Annotated in this window: 13 protein-coding genes and 1 pseudogene; 8 read left to right on the forward strand and 6 right to left on the reverse strand. The window is 61.6% G+C overall.

Annotation, left to right across the window (positions count from 1 at the left end; genetic code table 11):
- Nucleotides 1-366 precede the first annotated feature (366 nt).
- From WD006_RS28655 to WD006_RS28665, 3 genes are all read left to right on the forward strand, one after another.
- Nucleotides 367-2,328, forward strand: a complete 1,962-nt coding sequence (locus tag WD006_RS28655) for a diguanylate cyclase (protein WP_029308174.1) — start codon at nt 367-369, stop codon at nt 2,326-2,328.
- Between the two features lie 235 nt (nt 2,329-2,563).
- Nucleotides 2,564-4,156, forward strand: coding sequence for an EAL domain-containing protein (locus tag WD006_RS28660; RefSeq protein ID WP_029308175.1), 1,593 nt, complete (start codon nt 2,564-2,566; stop codon nt 4,154-4,156).
- A 971-nt stretch (nt 4,157-5,127) separates the two neighbouring features.
- Nucleotides 5,128-5,277: a hypothetical protein gene (locus WD006_RS28665; RefSeq protein ID WP_160172337.1), complete on the forward strand. Its 150-nt coding sequence runs from the start codon at nt 5,128-5,130 to the stop codon at nt 5,275-5,277.
- On the opposite strand, the gene WD006_RS28670 is transcribed toward WD006_RS28665, so the two are convergent.
- Together WD006_RS28670 and WD006_RS28675 are read right to left on the reverse strand one after the other, a co-directional pair.
- A complete protein-coding gene (locus WD006_RS28670) occupies nt 5,261-5,422 on the reverse strand; it encodes a hypothetical protein (protein WP_160172338.1) in 162 nt (53 codons plus the stop codon). The genes WD006_RS28665 and WD006_RS28670 overlap by 17 nt on opposite strands.
- Before the next feature lie 26 nt (nt 5,423-5,448).
- Complete coding sequence (locus WD006_RS28675; protein ID WP_029308177.1) at nt 5,449-5,754, reverse strand: helix-turn-helix domain-containing protein; 306 nt, start codon at nt 5,752-5,754, stop codon at nt 5,449-5,451.
- 308 nt (nt 5,755-6,062) lie between these two features.
- Between WD006_RS28675 and WD006_RS28680 the strand changes: the two genes are divergently transcribed.
- The 4 genes from WD006_RS28680 to WD006_RS28695 all read left to right on the forward strand — a co-directional run bounded on the left by WD006_RS28680 (nt 6,063) and on the right by WD006_RS28695 (nt 10,881).
- Nucleotides 6,063-7,103, forward strand: a complete 1,041-nt coding sequence (locus tag WD006_RS28680; protein ID WP_029308178.1) for a hypothetical protein — start codon at nt 6,063-6,065, stop codon at nt 7,101-7,103.
- A complete protein-coding gene (locus tag WD006_RS28685) occupies nt 7,100-8,047 on the forward strand; it encodes a hypothetical protein (RefSeq protein WP_029308179.1) in 948 nt (315 codons plus the stop codon). Before WD006_RS28680 ends, WD006_RS28685 begins: the two co-directional genes overlap by 4 nt.
- Nucleotides 8,044-9,060: a hypothetical protein gene (locus WD006_RS28690; protein WP_029308180.1), complete on the forward strand. Its 1,017-nt coding sequence runs from the start codon at nt 8,044-8,046 to the stop codon at nt 9,058-9,060. Before WD006_RS28685 ends, WD006_RS28690 begins: the two co-directional genes overlap by 4 nt.
- Nucleotides 9,061-9,417: 357 nt before the next feature.
- Nucleotides 9,418-10,881 (forward strand): hypothetical protein, encoded by a 1,464-nt coding sequence (locus tag WD006_RS28695; protein WP_274923484.1) that lies wholly within the window; start codon nt 9,418-9,420, stop codon nt 10,879-10,881.
- A 43-nt stretch (nt 10,882-10,924) separates the two neighbouring features.
- Here WD006_RS28695 and tnpC read toward each other — a convergent pair whose 3' ends face one another.
- The 4 genes from tnpC to WD006_RS28715 all read right to left on the reverse strand — a co-directional run bounded on the left by tnpC (nt 10,925) and on the right by WD006_RS28715 (nt 18,541).
- Nucleotides 10,925-12,529 (reverse strand): IS66 family transposase, encoded by a 1,605-nt coding sequence (gene tnpC, locus WD006_RS28700; RefSeq protein ID WP_029308644.1) that lies wholly within the window; start codon nt 12,527-12,529, stop codon nt 10,925-10,927.
- A gap of 30 nt (nt 12,530-12,559) precedes the next feature.
- Nucleotides 12,560-12,907 (reverse strand): IS66 family insertion sequence element accessory protein TnpB, encoded by a 348-nt coding sequence (tnpB, locus tag WD006_RS28705; RefSeq protein ID WP_029308645.1) that lies wholly within the window; start codon nt 12,905-12,907, stop codon nt 12,560-12,562.
- Nucleotides 12,904-13,284 carry an IS66-like element accessory protein TnpA gene (gene tnpA, locus WD006_RS28710; protein ID WP_080711436.1) on the reverse strand — a complete coding sequence of 127 codons (381 nt, stop codon included), beginning with the start codon at nt 13,282-13,284 and terminating at the stop codon, nt 12,904-12,906. The genes tnpB and tnpA overlap by 4 nt, the downstream gene beginning before the upstream one ends.
- A 343-nt stretch (nt 13,285-13,627) precedes the next feature.
- Nucleotides 13,628-18,541, reverse strand: coding sequence for a hypothetical protein (locus tag WD006_RS28715; RefSeq protein WP_375199156.1), 4,914 nt, complete (start codon nt 18,539-18,541; stop codon nt 13,628-13,630).
- Nucleotides 18,542-18,757: 216 nt separating this feature from the next.
- On the opposite strand from WD006_RS28715, the pseudogene WD006_RS28720 reads away from it, so the two are divergent.
- A pseudogene (locus WD006_RS28720) lies at nt 18,758-19,384 on the forward strand (TrlF family ATPase); the annotation flags it as partial.

Consider the following 19,384-nt stretch of genomic DNA (forward strand, 5'->3'; position numbering starts at 1 on the left):
AGTCTCCGCGTCTGCCGACACGAACTTCTGACACGAACAGCTCTACCCGGCTGTGCCGCGCACTTCCTACACTCAGAAAATCCTGATTGAAGGACTCCGCCAGCGGAAGTGAATCTTTTCGAAAATTGGATGAAAAAACTAAAAACCGGGAATCCTTCGGCCGTGATGCCGGGAAGACGGCGCCTGCCGTCAGGGATCAGGCTCGCCCGACGACAGGCGCGACGGTCCATCTTGCAGCGCTGGCTGCACACAATTTTGGAAGCGCCCCGCGTGGACATATGATTGATTGGCGCGCCGGCTGGTGAGAGTCAATATGCACGTGGGATCGGGCATCCACTCGTGCCGCAAGCAGCACCTTGCCTACATATGCTGACTTCGCGCGACAAATCGCCTTTGGCATGGGGGAAGATCCGCCACGTCCAGGTGAGTGAGCAAGTCATTTCTGACCAATCAGTAGACGTTTCATCAGCGGGAATCATGGGCCATTCACAGAGTTCAGCTACTTACTGGTCGATGGATCGGCGCATGAAGAAGTCGTGGCTTCGGCGGGCGTTACCTATTCTGGCCCTGCTGGTGGCCATAGATATCCTGGTGAATGTATGGCAGTCCTACTATGACTTTCGTGCAATCAACGCCCTGGCCGCCCGGCTACTGGATGTGCAATCTTCCCTGATGGCCGGACGTATTGCAGATCAGTTTCGCGACGTAACTGCGTTAACGAGCGGAACGGAGCGTCTGCTCGATACGGGCACACTCACGGACGCCACACTTGTCAATCTCACCGAGGCTCTGGATAACCCATTGAGACGCGCGCTAATCGGGGTGTTCGATCCGCAGGGTGAGCATCTGCTTGCCAGTTCCCGTCCAAGCTTCATGAACGAAGTGCCGCCGCTTGACCAGATTTTGGCAAGAGTGCGAGCCAATCCGTCAAACGCCGTCATACTCCCCGTCGCGTGGGGCGAGCGTGGCGCGGTCGTGGTCGCCAAAGGGCATCAGAACCGGGCGATCGACCTTGATGCGGTGGTCGTCATCATCCTGACCTACGAACGCCTTGTGCTTGACGGCGTGAACCTGGCACCCGGCACCTCCGTTCTGCTATTGGATAGCGAACACCGCCTGGTGATGCGTGATCCGGAGCATCCGACACTAGCCGTTGGACAGGTCCTGCGCGAAGCTCGCGGGCGGGCCGGACCAACAACCGCAACGCAATATGCTTCCTCGCAAATCGACGGTATCGAGCGTTTGGTGTCCACACGAAGCATTGCGACACGGCTGACCCCCGACCACTGGACGGTGGCGGTCGGATATTCGGTCAGCAATTTCCGGGAGGGCTTCTGGCGGAGCGCTTACATCAATGCGGCCGGCGCCGCTGTCATGCTTCTCATGTTGGTGAGTGGCATTCTGCTGATCCTCCACGAGCGTCGTCTGCAGGATCGGGTCGAGAGGTTCGCGAGCATGGTGTCAACCATTGTCAAGAACATGCCGACGCCCGTTGCCGTAGTCGACCATGACACGGAACAGATCCTCCTGACTAACGAAGCCCTACTCGCTGAATTCGGCGCTGTGGCCGGAGCGGGGCAATCATTCTCCCGGCTCTTTGCGAACGCCGCAGACTGGTCGCAGGTATGCGCGACCCGTATGGATGAAGCCATTCCCATGCTCACGCGAGACGGAACGCTATACATGCTGGTGCATTGTGCTCAGCTTGAGTTTGGGGACGAATCAGTCACGTCAAAATTGGTACTTGTCACACTGGTCGACGTCAACAGCCAGCAACAGATGCTCAAGGAGTTGCGAACCCAAGCCGACCTCGATGCACTGACCGGGCTCGCCAACCGCCGCTATTTCGAAAACGCAGCCCAGACGGCAGTCATGCACGCCCGCAAGCAAGGCAGTGCCTTGTCGATACTCGCGCTCGATCTTGATCTATTCAAGCGGGTGAATGATACCTACGGCCATGCCGCTGGCGATCGCGTTTTACAGGTGGTGGCGCGGCAATTCGAGGGCGCATTGCGCAGCACTGACCTTGGCGCGCGAATTGGCGGAGAAGAGTTCACCGCAATCCTGTTCGATACGGCACTAGGACAGGCGCAGGTGATCGCCGAGCGCATCCGCGCCGCCATCCAGAATACGCCGATCATTCTTGAGTCCGGAGAAGCAATCACGCAGACCGTGAGTATTGGCATCGCGGCGTACCGCGAGGGCGAATCCGACCTCGCGGCAGCGCAGGAACGGGCGGACGCCGCCCTCTACAGTGCCAAGGCAGCGGGGCGAAACCGAGTCCATGTGTATGTGCCCGAGACGTCTGCGCCACAGGATGCCGGCTAGGTACGGAATGTCGGTTTGACCATCGCAAACGGCCGCCTGGCCTGGGTGGCTCTGGATACGCATGGGGTGCGGACGACAAATGTAGGCAGAGAGCCTCACCCAGGCATCACATTGCAGACGAAGCGCCTGAGACTATTCTTACTCTGATCCTTCGCTTTCCTGGCACTTGAAGATGCGGCGCTCGCCCGCTCTTCAGCCGACCCTTGGCTCCCTGCCGTCCATCCTGGGGTACGAAATGATCAAGCGCATCACAGTTGTTTCGGCTTCGGTTGCCCTTGGGTGTCTCGCGACGGTCGTCCCAGTCCTCACCAGCCTCTATGTCGCGAAAAAAGACGTCGAGCGACGAGAGCGTGCCGAGATTAAGGACTTCGCCAATAAGGCGATCATGCGCGCGGAAGTTGTCACGTCCCAGGCCTTTGCCGCCCTCAATGATCTTGACCAACAGCCGGGTGCGCCTTGCTCGCCCCCCAACCTCGAACATGCGGCACGCGTGATCTACAACTACCGGTACGTCCAGGATGCCGGTGCATACGCCGATGGGCTATACCTCTGCTCGCCACTGCTCGGCGACGTGCGCGCGAAGGATCTAACGTTGCCTCCCCCGGATTATCAGAACAATGAGGGGTACTCCATGTGGTTCAGGCGGAAGAGTCCGCTTAGCAACGAGCGCAATGACCTCCAGATCGGACGCAACGGCCGTTACGTCTCCATCGATCGCGGTTCTTACGTCGACCTGATCGACCCGGCCAAGCGTCCCATCGCGGCAATCCAAATCCCCACAGGAACGCTGATCGCCGTCTCAACCGGCGCCGACCCAGGCGACATGCTCAACGCCTGGAAGCAAAGTGGCAACGTGAAGAGTGACGAATGGAATTACGCCGTAGCCCAGTCTTCAACACGACAGATCGCCGTCGTTGTGAAATCCCCGCGCAGCAGTATCGCCGGCAACTGGCCGAAGTTGCTGGCTGCCTGGCTTTCCATTGGCGTCACTGCGGGTGCATTGCTTGGATGGCTTGCGTACAAACGCATCTCCTGGCAGTTCTCATTCCCGGCAACCCTTGAATGGGCCATTTCACGGCGCAAGATCGACGTTGTCTATCAGCCGATCATCCGCATCGCCGACAACGAATGCGTAGGCGTCGAGGCGCTCACGAGGTGGACCCTTCACGGTCAATCGATCTCACCCGAGGTATTTGTGCGAGTCGCCGAGGAAAATAACCTCATCCAGTCTTTGACAGACGTCGTCCTCGAGAAGACCATCGCGCAGCTTGGCAAGACGCTCGTCGCGAATCCCACGTTCTATGTCTCGATCAATGTGAGCAGCGAGGATCTGCGCAGCGTACGCTTCCTTAACCAACTCACGTCGTCGCTCGCTGGGACGGGCATCGCCCCCCGGCAGATCCGAATCGAAGCGACGGAGCGCAGTTTCATGAATACGGAAGAGACACGAGGTGTCATTGCCGCGTTCAGGGCAGCCGGCCACCCCATCTACATTGACGACTTTGGAACAGGCTACTCGAGTCTGTCTTATCTGCAATCCTTCGAGATTGACGTTCTGAAAATCGACAAGTCGTTCGTCGACACGATCGAGCAGGACACTGCCTCAAGTGTTGTCGCTCCCCACATTATCGCGATGGCTCATGACATGGGCTTGGAAATCGTCGCTGAAGGTGTGGAGTCGGCGGTTCAGATCGCATGGCTCCTCGAAAGAGGCGTGCATTATGCGCAGGGCTGGTATTACGCCAAGGCGATGACGGCGAGCACACTCGCAGCATGGCTTAGCAGAGTTCATGCGCCACGCCAGGCAGTCAGCTTGGCGACAAGCTAGAAGATCCATGCGCATCGACGCTCTTAGCATGATTCGGCGAGACGGCAAGGCGGCTAGAAAGCATCGCACTGGCAGTATGACGGGCCGAAAGAGCCTGGAGCGCAATCACTCTGACCTGATCGTCGTGGGGTATCCGCACTCTGCAACGGCGCTGGCTGTGAGCCTTTGATCTGGACCCTCCCCTCCGAAGCGCCTGGCGCCCCTCTCTCTAGCGCTCAGGATCCCGCCGCAAGGGACTCGCTCAGAGATGGCGATAGAGTATGGTTCCCGGTCCGATGGGCGGGCCGGGTAACACAGCAACACGTGGGACTTTTGAGGGACCAGAGCGGGACGCAGCGAAGGACCACAACCTACGGTCGGAAAATCGCCCCCCAGAAAAAACAAAACCCCGGAAGACCGCGATCTTCCGGGGTTCGCCGCCAATACAGATGTAGTGGCGGAGACGGAGGGAGTCTCCGGAGAATGATGGGGTCTCCCCCGGCTCTCCAATCTTCCACAAAATCAAGCCCTTAGCGACACCCCGAACTCCGCACTGGTACGGTCAGCGGCGCACGCGTGGTACGGCCGACCGAGCCCTCGGCCGACACCCTAAGCATAGCGCGGCGTGCGCCGCCACGCTCGCCCACCGGTGTGCCGGCTGCCTGCGCCGCAAGTCCGCCCGTGTTCTATGATTCAGACGCTAGCCAGGCGGCCGCCCCCCGGAGGCCACCATGCCCCCTCGCGCGCCACCTCCTGCCAGCCCCTGCGAGGCCATCCGCGCGCCCCTGCAGGAGCTCTGGGCCCGTTATCGCGACCCGCCCACGCCGCCCCGTGCCCCACGCGCCTTGCCCGCCGCCCCGCGCCCGCGTGCGGCCGCGCGCTCGCCAGCACAAGGGGACCGCCCGCTCGCGGGCCCACCCGCGCCGCTGCCCACTGTGGCCCCCCCGCTGCGGCCGGCCATTGTCGCGGCCCTGCACGCGGGCCTGGACGCCTTGCTGAGCGAGTCCCGCGAGCCGACCATCCTGGACGCGCGCCTGGCGCTGCTGCGCACGCTGCTGGGGCCCGACGTCGATCGCCTGACCACGCGCGCCGACGGTGTCAATGGAGGGGGTGCCCCCCCGGCCGCTAGCGGCGACGCCTGACGCGCAGCGACCACGTCGGCCGCAGGCTGCCCATGCCGTGTGCCTGACGACGCCCGACGCCATGCCCGCCCGCCGGCCGGGCCAGCACGGCCCACGCCTCCTGCTGGCGGCCACCGACCGGACCCGCGCCAGGGGGCCATGCCACTCGTCGGATTCGGCCGCCCTCCCGGGCTAGCGTGCGGCGTGCGCACCGGCGGCGCGCTGACGCGGCGTAACGATCCGCGGGGTGCCGACCGCCAGCCCCGCAGGCAACGCCACGCCGGCCAGTGCCAGCCAGTCGTCGCGCTGCAGGGCCCCGAGGACCAGCACCAGGGTGCGCAGGGTGGCAACCCCGCGCTCCAGGTTCTTCAGGCTGTGCACCGAGACGCCCGCATGGGCCGCCAGCGCGGCCTGCGTGACGTTGCGGGCCAACCGCAGGGCGCGCAGGTCATGGCCCAGGCGCCTGGCGCAGGCGGGAATCGGGTCTGAGCGTCCCATGCGGGTCTCCTGACAAACGAACGGGGACGACGCACCGAATGATTGGCGCGCCGGCACTCCTTAAAATATACGAAAACGTATAATTTTTTGAGGAACCAGACGCGCGGCAAACCAAGCACTTTCTTTGTTCAAGTTTGTTCAAGTGACGTAGCGTATTTCGATTGTCCTGCGCGCGTGCCGACCCATACTGCCCTTGCTGCCGCGCCGGCGCGTCCCGCGGGGATCGGACGATCTCCCCGGCTGCCCTGGCTAGCCCCCGCGCACGCCGCGCGGTCAGCACCACGCCACCGTCCATGGATGGCGGGGCCATGCTCGCCGCGCGGGTCGACACCGCCGACGCGGTCGGGGGAGACGCGATGCGCAAGATACCCTGGATCCGGTCGCATTACCTGTCGGCCGAGCCGACGCTGGAGACCAGCCTGCCACAGCGTGACGCGCTGCAGCGCTGGTTGGCCGCGCAGCCGTGGACGCAGGTGAGAAGTCCGCTGGCCATCCGTCAGATGCTGGAGTGGACCCGGCTGCTGCTGCGCCGTGACACGGGACTCGACGGTGAACTGTTGGCCTCGTGGCGCCAGCGATTCCGCGACGTGCTGGACGGGCAGGCGTGGGAAACCGCCTTCCCCCTGCCCTGGACGTATCCGGTACGTTCGCGTCGCCTGATGCCAGGCTCCGCCGCCATCGTGGGGGATCCGGACGCCGAGTGTCGGGCACGGTTCCAATATCCCGATCGGGTGATCTTCCCGTCGGGACTGGTGCTCGCGCCGCCCGCCGACTGTGTCGCGCAGGCGCTCACGTACTTCTGCGCCTTGCCCGGCGAGGCGCCGGCGTTGCCCGCGTGGCTGTCTGGCGGGCTGCTGGTGCGCCTGGAATGCGTCCTCGCCGGCCGCGACTGGGAAGCCGCCTTTCCGCTGCCCGGCCGCGTCACCGCGCCACGCGGCGGACTGCGGGCCTTGGTGCCTACCCTCCTGCTCGGTCTCGAACGTGAGGCCCTCCAACAGGGGACCCGGCATTCACCCGCGCTGCCCCCCGCCGAGGCACTGGCCCGGCTGGTGACCTATCGCTCAATCTCTCCCGATACCATCGCCGCCGCCTTCACGTGCGTGCGGCGGCTGGCGACCGGGCACGACCTGGCGGGAGCGCCGCGCCCGAGCGACTGGTGGCCGTGCCTGCGCGCCACCCTGTATCCCATCGCCCGCGTGACCGCCGTCGCGATTGCGCGGGGCGCCACGCAGGGCCTGTCGCATCCGCGGCGGCGCCAACGCATGCTCGCCGGCCAGCCACGGCGCGCGTGGCGCGACCTCGGTGCGGCACCGGCTGGCCCCCAACAACTTCCCGGAGACCCCTCATGACACAGTCCTCCCTCAGCCTGACCGACCTCGCCGCGCGCTGGGCGGCGACATACCACCCCGACGCCATGACGGCGCGACAAATGCGTCATGTCACGCAGGACCTGAGCGCGCTCAGTGACGTCAGCGATCCGCGCGAGCTGACCCCTGTCCACCTGGGCGCCTTTCAGGCCGATCTGCTGCGCCACTATCCGCGGCCCACCGCGCGCAGGATGCTCGGCCTCGCCCATGCCCTCCTGCAATGCGGTGTCAGCGAAGCCCTGCTAGCCACCAATCCCGCCCGGGGCCTGACGCTCTGCCCGTCCCCCGTCCCGGCGCTGCGCCCCTTCTTCACGCCGGACGACCTGACCCGCATCTTCAGTCATCGGCGCTTCACGGCGCACGCCCTCCCGTCGGCACGCGACGCGCGCGGGATCGCCGCCTACTGGCTGCCGCTGATCTTGTTGTGTACGGGTGCGCGAATCGAGGAGGCCGCGGCCCTGCGCACCGACGACCTCTGCTACCGCGCCGACACGCCGCCCATTCCCTATTGGCGCTTCGCCGATCGGGGCGCCAAGACCGCTGCCGCCCAATCCCCCCGACCGGTCCATCCGATCCTGTGTCGCCTGGGCCTGCTCGACTATGTCGCAAGCCTTCCCCCCGGCAGCGACCTGTTTCCGTTGCTGATTCCAGGCCATACAGGGCGCCGGGCGGAGCGCTTCTGCCGCGACTTCCACCGCTTCCTGCGCCAGGAGGTGGGCCTCGTCGAGCCGAACAAGACGGCGCACAGCTTTCGCCATACCTTTGCCCACGCCTGCCGCCAGGCGGCGCTTCCGACGAACGTCATAGGTGCGCTGATGGGCCGCATCTTTGTGTACGAAAGCCACGAGCACGAGGACAGGGAGATCCCGCTGGCCGCGCTGCAGCAGGCGATGGCGCGAGTCACCTTTCCGGGGTTCCCGCTATGACCACGGCCTATTTCGCGCGGCCCGACCGCGGCACTCCGATTGCCACAAATGAGGCAGCCATGTCGCAGCACTGCCTCACCCTGATCGACCTCGCCGCCTCGTGGGAGACACACCGCCAGCCGGCCGCCGAGACGGCGCGACAGATGCGCGTAATCGCGCATGACCTTGGTGCGCTCAGTCACGTCGGCGATCCGAGCGCGCTGACGCGCGGTCACTTGCGCGCCTTTCATGACGACCTGCTCGCCCATCACTCGCGGCCCACCGCCCGCAAGATGTTCGGCCTGGCCCATGCCCTGCTGCAATTCGGGTTCCGCGTAGGGCTGCTCGACAGCAATCCCGCGCAGGGCATGACGGTCAGCGCGTCCACCGTCGCCGCGCAGCCGCATGTGCCGTTCACTCCGAGTGAATTAACCCGCATCTTCAGCCATCCTGTGTTCACGACGCAGCGGCCCCCGTCGCAACGCAATGGCGCGGGGAGTGCCGCCTACTGGTTGCCGCTGATCCTGCTATGCTCCGGGGCCCGATTGCGCACGGCGGCATCGTTGCGCACTGACCACCTGCTGGTCAGTGCCGACGCGTCCGCCATTCCCTATTGGCAATTTGCGCCCCCTCCCGGCAGCGTCAAGAAGTCCGAAGGTTATCGGCAACCGGTCCATCCGATCCTGTGCCGGCTGGGCCTGCTCGACTACGCCGCGACCCTCCCCTCTGGCAGCGACCTGTTTCCGCTACTGCTACCCGACCGTGCCGGGCGCCGGACCGCAGGCTTCTCCACCTACTTCAGCCGCTTCCTGCGCCGGGAGGTGAGTATCGTGGAGCCGGGCAAGGGGACGGACAGCTTCCGCTATACGTTTGCGCTGGCCTGCCGCCGTGCAGAGGTTCCCTTTGCCCACGAATGCGCGCTACGTGGATCCGCCCTCCCGGATCGCTGGAATGGGGACTTGGAGTGGGAAATACCGCTGGCGGTGCTGCGGAAGCAAATGGCGCGCCTCACCTTCCCGGGCTTCCCGTTGTAAAGTCTACCGCCAAGGCGCGACCGACCGCTCCGGTCGCCCGCTATGGGCCACCCAGCCGCAACTAGGGCTTACCCCGTCGTGAACCATGCGGGATCTGGCATGGTTTGCGGTGCGGCAAACGTGTCAGGATTTTTCGCCCCAAAATATGACGCATTATCTTGGGGGTGCCCAGGACAAAAATCATTACGCCCACCGTCCGACGACGCAGGCTCCCACCGGGCACCCACGGGCGTCAACCTCGGGGTTTCCGCGCCCCCCAATGCCGCCCCATGTGGGTCGCGTGTAGACAACGATACAATCGGGCAGCGCAGGCCGTCCGGCCCCGCCGTCTGCCCGATAACGCGAACAACCCTCACCATGACCATCAGAGAATCGCTGGAAGAACTGCGGCTCGGCGAACGCTACCAATTCCGGGTAACAGTCGGGCACGACGGACAGCGCTTTGCCGGGGACCTCACGCTCAGTCCGCAGGGCTGTTTCCTGGACGTGCGAGGCGAGTTGTCCGAGGACCGCCGCATTGACACAGATTGGGTAGGCGTCAAGGAGATGTGCTGCGACGCCCACACCGGCACGTTCCTCCTTGACGGACTCACCGTCGAACAGACGTTAGTGAGTCATTTACAGCGCCACCCCCGCCCCATCTCCTATTTTGAGGTGCGCTACCGGGTCGCTTACGCGATCTTCGGCCGGTCACTCGATGCGATTCCGCCGACGTTCTCCAGCCTGCAGATTCACTCCGCATCCATTGCGCAGTGGGTGGGCTACACGTATGTGCAGGACAGTGTTGTCGAGCAGTACCACAACGGGAACCTGTTTCCCTACCAGGACCACTCTCATGTCGAGTTTGCGGAGGACATTGCCGCGCTTGGCCGACTCGCCGTCGGTTACCGTCCTTCCACGCGGTACGCGGTCGACGAGTTTGCGATGAGCTTGCAGTTCCCGCCGACGTTGCACCTCTCCTTCGAGGCCCCACGACCAGCAGCGGCTGTCATCCACGCCACTCGTGAACTCGAGACGCTGGTCGCCTTCCTGCTGGGGCATTCGATCGATATCGATCGCATCCAGCTCGACCCCACGTACCGCTATGGCGCGCGGCTCTCGCTGTATTTCGCGCGCGCACAGACTGGCGAGCGGGACGGGACCTATCCGTTTTTCCCCTTGGGGCTAAACCTGCGCCACGACACACTGGGACTGCCACCGCTGCCCACCACCCTGTTCTCCCATTATTTTGCACTCGGCCCGGGCGCGAAAGCGCACTTTCAGAGATACCTGAAGTACCGCACACTGGAAAATCCGGAGGAACGGTTCCTGGGCTTTTTCCGCCTGCTGGAGAAACTCTGCCACGAGCAGGAAGCCTTCCTTCCGGAAGCGACGCTGGCTGAACTCATCGAGCGCGCACAGCCGTTCCTGACTCGGCATTTCGATGACAAGAAGAGCGTGCAGCGCTTCTTGCGCCAAATCCCGCGCTGGAACCTCGCCAAGCTCAACGCCGCCAGTTTTATCGGTCGGTTCCTAATGACGATACCCTACGGTCTGCGCCGGCGCTGGATCTACGATGCCAGCCATCTTGAAGCCATCTGCAAGCTGCGCAATGACCTCACGCACGCAAACGAAACGCAGCCGACCAGCGACGACGTCGAGCAACAGGCCAAGTTTATCGAGGTGTTACTGGTCCTGCGATTGCTGATGGAAATCGGTGTCCCGCTTGAGACGGCGGCGCTAGTGATTCCCCGACTTACCGGACACGGCCTGATCGAGCCGCCGCCGCAGTTCCATGGGATTCCCGCGGAGCACGGTAACGGTCCGACGCATACCGTCTAGACGCGGTCGTCGATTTGGCGGGTCAGGGGTCAGGGGTCAGGGTTCAGGCGGATGCCGTGCCGAGTGTCGGCTGCAGTTCAGCAGCGACAGCCCATGGCAAGAGTTCGGCGATCCGATTGATGGGGTGATCGGCGATTCGCGCGAGCACATGGCGCAGGTAAGCTTCTGGATTGAGGCCACAAAGCTTCGCCGTGCCGATGAGCGTGTACATGGCTGCAGCGCGCTCGCCGCCACTGTCAGCGCCGGCAAAGAGGTAATTCTTCCTACCTAAGGCGACCGCGCGCAACGCACGTTCGGCCGCGTTGTTATCGATCTCCAGGCACCCGTCGTCGGCATAACGTGTGAACGCCCGCCAGCGCTTGAGCAGATACAGAATCGCAGCCGTGGTGTCGGACTTGCGCGAGAGCTTGCCAACCGTTTCTTCCAGCCAGGCTTTGAGTGCCGTCAGCCTCGGTACGGCTTCGCGTTGCCGGATCTCTCGGCGTCGGTCTGCCGCTTGACCACGAATCTCGCGCTCGATGTCATAGAGTTCGCCGATGCGGAAGAGCGCCTGCTCGGTGACCGCATTAGGCCGCACCGCATGCAGTTCGTGGAATTTACGTCGGGCGTGGGCCCAGCAAGACGACTCCTGCACGCGCCCCGTCTCATAGACGGCGTTGAAGCCAGCGTAGGCATCGGCCTGCAGCGTACCGGTGAAGGACTGTAGGTGGCGCTGCGGGTGTTCGCCCTTGCGGTCAGGAGAGTAGGCAAACCAAACCGCCGGCGGCGCATCGTCCCCGGCCGGCCGATCGTCTCGTACATACGTCCACAGCCGCGCCGTCTTCGTCTTGCCGTTGCCAGGCGCCAGCACTGGAATCGGCGTGTCGTCACCATGGACTCTGATCCCGCTCATCACGTAGTCTCGCACTTCCTGGACCAAAGGGGCGAGCAAGGCCGAGCAGCCTCCCACCCAGTCACCTAACGTCGATTCGGGCAGATCAATACCTTCACGCTCCCAGCGAGCGCATTGGCGGTAAAGCGGTTGGTGATCGCAGAACTTCGAGACGAGTACGTTAGCCAATAATCCCGGCCCAGGAATGCCACGATCAATCGGCCGGCTGGGTGCGGGCGCCTGGATGATGCGATCGCAACCCGTGCAAGCCAGCTTCACGCGCCGATGCCGGATGACGTGCAGCCGTGCGGGCATGAGCTCGAGTTGTTCCGAGATGTCCTCGCCCAACATCTTGAAGGCGCAGCCACATTCGCAGCAAATGGATTCGTCGGGTGTATGGACAACGTCTTCGCGCTCAAGATTCTCTGGCAGTGGCTTGCGCCCACCGCTTGCTCTCGCGCTACGCGAGCGCGGTACCTGCAGAGCGGAAACGCCCTCATCGATTTGCAGTTCCTCGAGCTTAAGTTCGAGTTGCTCGATCTGTCGATCCAGCTTCTCGGAACTGCGTCCATACTGTTGCTTCTTGAGCTTGGCGATGAGCAGCTTCAGGTGCTCGATCTCAATGGTACGCTCGCTGAGCTGGTCGACGAGCTCCGTCACACGCTGGCGCTCAACGGCAAGGGCCTGTTCTCGGGCAAGAAGTTCAGCATCCCGAGCGACGATCATCGCCTTCAAGGCGATGGGATCATCGGGCAAGGACGCGAGATCGGCTGACATGCCGGCTAGTGTAGGAGCCGGCGCATCGGTTTACAAGGCGAGAGTCGGCCGCCAGGTGCGCTCCGGTTTGCGCCAATCGATGCCTTCGAGCAACATCGACAATTGTGCCGGTGTCAGGTGGACCTTGCCACTCGTTGCCTGCGGCCACACGAACCGGCCGCGTTCGAGGCGCTTGGCGAGCAGGCATAGCCCGTCACCGCTCCACCAGAGCACCTTGATCAGGTCTCCGCGTCGGCCGCGAAAGACGAAGACATGCCCGCTATAGGGGTCCTCAGATAGCGTTGTCTTGGCGCGAGCCACTAGGCCGTTGAAACCGCAACGCATATCCGTGACGCCGGCGGCTAGCCACACCCGCGTCCCGGCCGGCAGGCCGATCATCGCATCGCCTCGACAAGCTCGCGCAGCAAGGCCGGGCTGACGTCATGCAACACCATCCTGCCCTTGGGTAGATGGAGCTCGACAGTTGCAGTAGCTCTGGTGGAGCTGATGATCGGCAAGGGGCCGGCGAGCATCGGATCGACACATACGGATACGAAGTCTTTAACCTCCTGCGCCACCGCACCGTACTTGCCTTGCTCAAACTCGCGACGCCATCTGGCCAATTGGTTGTGATTCAGATCGTGTTCGCGCGCAAAGCGTGCCAGCGACATCGTTGACGAGAGCAGTGCTTGCACCACTTGGCTCTTGTACTCGGATGGGAAGCGTCTCCTTGACTCTTTACGGTAACCGTCCCGGTTCTTAGCGGCTTCTAACATAGGTCCCCACCTATCGTTGGTGGGGACCTATTGTGCTTATCGACGCGTCAACGTCCAGACGGTACTGGCCGCGGGCTTACGGAGCACGACGAGGCGTCCCACTGACAGTCACGACACGCTCTCCGGAACGGAGCCGCCACGCACAAAGGCCCGCGATGTCCCCGGCGGACCAAACCCCACCAGAGGAGACCAGTGCATAGAAGAGGACCTCGATGACCACGACGACAGCCCTGACGAAGGCCTCCGCTATGAACGCCCAGAGGCTATCGGCGCCGAAGATGCCGGCGAGGCGAGCGCGGGACGGACGGACAGCCTGATCGCGCCCGTCCGACGCTAACTTCCTTCAGAGCTCAAATCGTGACTTATTTAGCCGTTGGCCTTGCCAATCACGCGTGCTCTTGCTCAACACTTGATCGATCAGCGCGCCACGCTCGCGTGCCTGCGTCGAACTGAGCTCCGACATCTCCGAGACTCGGAGAAAACCTAGCGAGTTTGCCGACGTGCCGAGGCGCAGCCCGGTAGATTCCGCGACAATCCACCGATCGTGAATGGGATGGTCGCCGCCTCGCCCAAAACCAACAATGACGATTTCGGTGGGCGGAGGTGGTTGCTCGCAAAGCTCATCCCAGGCGTCGCGGAATGCCTCTTCCATGTCCCCATCTCGGACCTTCTGCAACATCTGCTTCTTGCTGGTCAGCACCTTGATCTGAAGATCCGGCCTAACATCAGCGATAGCTTTGATAATGTCTAGGTCATCTGGATCGAAGAACGGGTCCGAGATCCGGATCTCGTCCATTTCCCTGGACGATACCCAGTCGCGCAACTTCGAATAAACCATCTCCCGATCCCCGGGCCCAATGCTTTCGCAGGGACCCAACGCCGACAAGCGTTCACCAGTATGCGCGCGTCCTACCAACACAAGCGTAACGTCCGCGACATTGCACAGCATGTCGAACAGAGACGGGAGGACACGCTTCGCCGACTGTTGCGTCGCCTTTCTAATCGCGTTCTCCATGATCCAGAGCCAGACGGGGAATGCTTGCGGAAGCGGTGCGCGACGCACCTGTTCGACAAGCGCTAGAAAGTCCTTCGCCGTTTGAGCGCGCTGCCGTCCTGCATTCAAAGCAGCCAAGTTGCGCCACGCAATCTCTGCCAGATCGTCGATGGGAACGTCCTCGGCTGAGAATTTCGCAATGTCGTTGGCGGCCTCTCGCCGGTAGTCTAGTAACTTTGAGTGATGCTTTAGGTCCTCCGCCGCCAACTTCGCTTCATCGCCATCCAACATCTCGATAATCTGAGTGCAGAACTCTGGCTCAATATTGTGGGCCAGATCCAGCATCTTCTGCCGGTAGACGGCAATCCCCTCCATCTCACCAAGATGGTTCGCGAGGTTCATAGCATCCATAAGCAACCGGCGGGACAACGCCTTGTTTGAGGGCTCAAGGATTTCGGCAACCCAACGAAACCGATCGATGCGATCCTTGTCGGACGGTATCGAAAGGATGTCCCTGCTGACGCGTTCAAACCACCTGTTGTCGGTAAAGACACCCGTCGCACCGGCACACGATGCCACGATGCTCACGACGACAACCCGGTCAGCGACGTTGGTGATCGCTTCCGCCCGAGTCAGGTAGTCCTGCCAAACGCTTCGATCCGACGCTATCCCTTCAGCCAGTCGACACCGAAGGATCTGCGCCTGGCAGGCAATCAAATAGCCATCGTGACGAATGTTATCGGGATTGGGCAACTTTTCCGCGACAAGTGTGCTGATATCGGCCAAGACGTCAGCCACCTGGTTTCGCCGGATGGCTGGCTTGTTCTTCTTAGCCATCAGGCTGTCGCACAACGAGGTCACAATCGCATAGATTGCCGCGTCCCCCTCGATCTCTCTAAGCAACGCGATGATGTCCGTCGCTTCCGCATAGGTCAGAAGGTGTTCGCTGCGCTGTCGATCCTGAAATGGTTGCGAAGCACACTGCTTGCGGAAGATGACTTCACATATCGTGCCTCTTACCGTATCCCTCTTAGCGGAAGACGCAATGCGAGATATTTGGGCGTTCGCTGCAGCCGCGTGATGCAGATAAAGAGACGGCGCGCATGTCGCGATGATCTCTTCCCGCACCGCATTGTTGTAGTCGAAATCTTGCGAAATGATCGGCTCAATCCTCTCCCTGATGATCTTCGAGCTGAGATCGCGACGATTTTGGAAGTGCAGCGACACCGCAACGTAATTCCACAGATTCGCGCGGGAATCCAGCAACGGTATCGCATCGATGTACTTCTCGAGGCGGTAGATGATGTCCGTGCTATCGTTCGGCGTCGCGTCGATCATAGCGACACCCGTGCGCGCCACCAGCGCGGCAACCGTAAACAGATGGTTGCTCGCCGCTGCGGACTGGACTCGCGTCTCGCCCTTCAGATCCGCGCGAACCCGCAGCAGCCACTCCCGTGCCTTCGCTTGATCATAGGGCGCAAGTTTCGTGATGACCCAGAAGGCGACATCTGTTTTGAGCCAAGGGACATGGATGTCCCCCCATCGCTGTTCGGCCTCCGTCAGCAAGCTCAGCGTGGACGCGTAGTCTACGCTTTGCGTCAGGATCAAAATCTCGTAACTTAGAATGCACGACTGCAAGCGCCGGTAGGAGAGCTTGGAGGACTTCCACAAGACGAGCAAGCGCGGCGCCACCGGCGCTACACCGCGACCCTTCAGACGCTTGCAGATCTTGTCTAGGACGCTGACGATCAGATTCTCCCTGCGCCGCGCGTCCTGGACCTTTTCAATGCACTCGTAGATCTCACCGACGCCTTCGTTGTAATCATCGTTGTCAACGATGTGATGAGCGATGGCCACGAAGGCATCTTCGCGCCTCGAGACGGTGTTCAGCTTGCGAGCGACCTCAAGCGCTAGCCGGCGGTCGGCTCTGCAAATTGCACGAATCGCCTCCTTCGCGCATTGATAGTGCTCGGCCGTTTGTTCCAGAAGCACGTCGATGGACTCTAGCAAGCAGCGCGTCGTCTCGCTGACGACCGCAGTATTCGCTTCGATCACCTCCTTGTTTGCCATATGCTCAAGGTGATACAGCATCCATGCATAGCACGTCGTGCGAATGCCGATGTCGTTGACATACCCGATAGTGTGATGGAGGCCGATCAAATCGGCCTCCACAGAGTCGTCCCCATGCCGCTGCTTTGCTCTCAGCAACAGCATTTCAAGCCGGACAGTCTCGTCGGTCGTGCCATTGGATCGCAACGTCGGACGTTGGGCGTCGAGGCGTTCAATGACCTCCATCGCGTCCTGACGCAACGCAATGTGAGGGGCCACCACCGCTATTTCACGGAAGTCCTTTACACGCGGCGCACGGAACGTATCGGCCAGGGCAACCCGAATCGCGACGAGCGCGACCTTCACAGCGTCAGGCGCTTCCTTGTGTCGTTCCAGCCAACGTACCAGCATGAAGAGCTTGTGATGTTGAGCCAACGGCTCAATTCTCGCCAGCACATCATCGGCCGAAAGACTGTTGACCAGTGTTGCAGCAGCCTCGATGAACGGCCGCAGTTCTGCGGTGGTATCCAATCTGGCACGAGGTACATCCGGACCTGCCTGATCCGCAGCCTCACCTTCGCCACCCTGTGGTCGACCATCCGTCCGATTCGCCGCTAACCTGCCCTCGACCTCGCGCCGATGCAGACGCGCCACTACGTCCAACGCTAGGTCGATGTCGACTGCCAGCAGTTCTGACGCAATCCTCTCCAAAGCACTGTCCGGCAAGTCGTCCGAAAGATCCGCGAGTAGATCCCGAAGCCCTTGGTCGACTTGACTAGGGATAGACTTTGCACGTCGGCGAAAGCAAGCTGCCACGACGACAAGCCGCTGAACGCGCTCCTCTGCCACCTCGGTACCGAGAGCAAGCGCCGCCGCCTCGTCATCTTGCCCGAGCGCCATCAATGCTTCGACCTCCAGCGAGCTTCCAGCCCCGATTGACGCCCCAGATACGGACGCCTGAATCAAGGCAAACCGGAGCTCCGCGTCGAGATCCCCCTCCTTGCGCGCAGACATGAGGCCGAATTCTGCGTGGCGCCTGAGAGGACGTAACGAGCTTTCTACAGTTAGCAGCCTCGCGAAGTGGTTCGATGTTAGGCGCTGGAGCGCTTCGGCATGGCGGCCTGCCGTAATGAGTTGGGATGGCAAACTGACAGTGCTCTCTTCGCTATCCGTCTGGCGGAGCAAGCGAGCAATCAGCCGGTCCTCGACATCCACCCGAAGGCTGTCCAATTTCTCCATGATAAAGCGTCGTTGAGCGTCGGCGCGAATGGACCATACTTGTGAGCTTGAATCGCGTCTGACGAGGCGACATTTCTCCAGCAGGGCGTTAGCCTCGTCGACGGAAATCACGGCTAGGTCAGCAATCGCCGCGGTGTCGAGCTGTGCCTGCGACCACGACAGGAATGCCAGGACACGGTGAAGATTCGAGTCGTCAGGCAGATGCTCCCACTCGATTTCGAGAATCTGATCGACCGACGCTCGACGCTCCGTCAGAAGGCTCTGTGCCGATACACCATCGAGAAGCAGTCCTCTGACTTTATCCAAGACGCCTACGAGGCCGCCACAAAGCTGATAGAGGGCTTCTGGATCTCCCTGCTGCAGAGGTAGATCCGCGAGATACTGCCGTGCATCTTCCAGGCTTGCGTCAAACAATGGCACCTTCTCAATATCCGCACGTCGCCAGGTTCTTAGTTCCTGAAATAATGCCGCAGAGCCGGTCACAAGAAACCTAAATTCCGTATGCCCTAGCGGCAGGATCTTAAGAATCTCGCGGGCCATCTGCCTTTCCGCGCCCTCTTTGTCAGACAGACCGTCAATGACGAAGGTAACGGGCCTTTTGCGCGCCACACGTTGAAGCCGAAGCAGGAGCGCGGAGAACGCCGTTTCATCAATGATGCCGTCCGGGCAGATCGCTCCTTCGTTAACAATCATGTACATCTGTTCTGCCAGCGTTTGCCGAACAAACGCGACGGAGTAGAAGATCGGCGTGTTCGCCGACAGGAAGGCCGCAACGGCATGACCGTCATTTCTTCGCATGAATTCGGCGGCGAACTCCGACTTTCCCGACCAAAGTTCGCCCTCCACAAATACGACCGAATGCTTCAGGAACGCACGGTCGACTGCCTGGAAAACGTTCTCTCGGCCCATTCTGCGTAGCGGCGGCCGTGGTGCATTGCGCGCATGATCAATTATTGTATCCAGCTCAAATTCCAATTCCGACCCCTCTTCTATTATTGTCCCGTAGCAAGGTAACCAGCTTATCCGCGACGTTGATGCAGAATACCCCTCCAAAGGGGGATCGCGTATTTTTAGCACCGATTGCCCTCTTGCCCAGCGCAGCACAAATCTATTTGGTTAAAATTCACATTGGTTTGCAGGAGATTTTCGGGTGCCGGATTTTGAAGCTCTAAGGAGATCAGGGAGGACAAGATGTTGAACCGAGGATCGGAGTGGCATCGCTGGGAGCCACATATTCACGGCCCTGGCACCGTACTGAACAATCAGTTTGGAGGGGCAGACCCATGGGACATGTATCTGACTGCTCTAGAAAGCGGTTCGCCAGTGATAGAGGCCCTCGCAGTAACGGACTACTACACGACAGACACCTATGAGGAAGTAGTTCGCCGCAAGGCTGCCGGCCGACTGCCCAACGTCAAGCTCCTACTTCCAAATATCGAACTACGCCTCGATATTGCCGCCAAGAAGGGCTTCGTAAACCTGCATCTGCTTATCAACCCAACGGACCCGTCTCACGTTGAGGAGATCAAGCGTTTCCTTTCCCGGCTTCAGTTCAACGCTTTCGATGATCGCTTCGACTGCACTAAGGCAGACCTGATTCGACTGGGCAAGGCTTCTGACCGATCCATCAAGGACGATCGACCCGCTTTGGTCGAAGGCGCCACGCAGTTCAAGGTTAACTTTGATTCGCTGCGCAAGGCGTTCAAAGAGAGTGCTTGGGCCAGCAACAATATCCTTATCGCCATAGCGGGCGGCGAAGGTGACGGTACATCTGGCGTACGCCAAGCCGCAGACAAGACGATCCGACAGGAGCTAGAG

This window comes from Cupriavidus sp. Met-2, from assembly GCF_049843575.1.
Lineage (GTDB): Bacteria > Pseudomonadota > Gammaproteobacteria > Burkholderiales > Burkholderiaceae > Cupriavidus > Cupriavidus metallidurans.

What these genes read in the sequence shown, in the direction of transcription:
- WD006_RS28680 (WP_029308178.1), top strand. Translation starts at nt 6,063, where the DNA reads ATGCTCGCCGCGCGGGTCGACACCGCCGACGCGGTCGGGGGAGACGCG.
- WD006_RS28695 (WP_274923484.1), top strand. Translation starts at nt 9,418, where the DNA reads ATGACCATCAGAGAATCGCTGGAAGAACTGCGGCTCGGCGAACGCTAC.
- tnpB (WP_029308645.1), bottom strand. Translation starts at nt 12,907, where the DNA reads ATGATCGGCCTGCCGGCCGGGACGCGGGTGTGGCTAGCCGCCGGCGTC.
- WD006_RS28685 (WP_029308179.1), top strand. Translation starts at nt 7,100, where the DNA reads ATGACACAGTCCTCCCTCAGCCTGACCGACCTCGCCGCGCGCTGGGCG.
- tnpA (WP_080711436.1), bottom strand. Translation starts at nt 13,284, where the DNA reads ATGTTAGAAGCCGCTAAGAACCGGGACGGTTACCGTAAAGAGTCAAGG.
- WD006_RS28690 (WP_029308180.1), top strand. Translation starts at nt 8,044, where the DNA reads ATGACCACGGCCTATTTCGCGCGGCCCGACCGCGGCACTCCGATTGCC.
- WD006_RS28675 (WP_029308177.1), bottom strand. Translation starts at nt 5,754, where the DNA reads ATGGGACGCTCAGACCCGATTCCCGCCTGCGCCAGGCGCCTGGGCCAT.
- WD006_RS28660 (WP_029308175.1), top strand. Translation starts at nt 2,564, where the DNA reads ATGATCAAGCGCATCACAGTTGTTTCGGCTTCGGTTGCCCTTGGGTGT.
- tnpC (WP_029308644.1), bottom strand. Translation starts at nt 12,529, where the DNA reads ATGTCAGCCGATCTCGCGTCCTTGCCCGATGATCCCATCGCCTTGAAG.
- WD006_RS28655 (WP_029308174.1), top strand. Translation starts at nt 367, where the DNA reads ATGCTGACTTCGCGCGACAAATCGCCTTTGGCATGGGGGAAGATCCGC.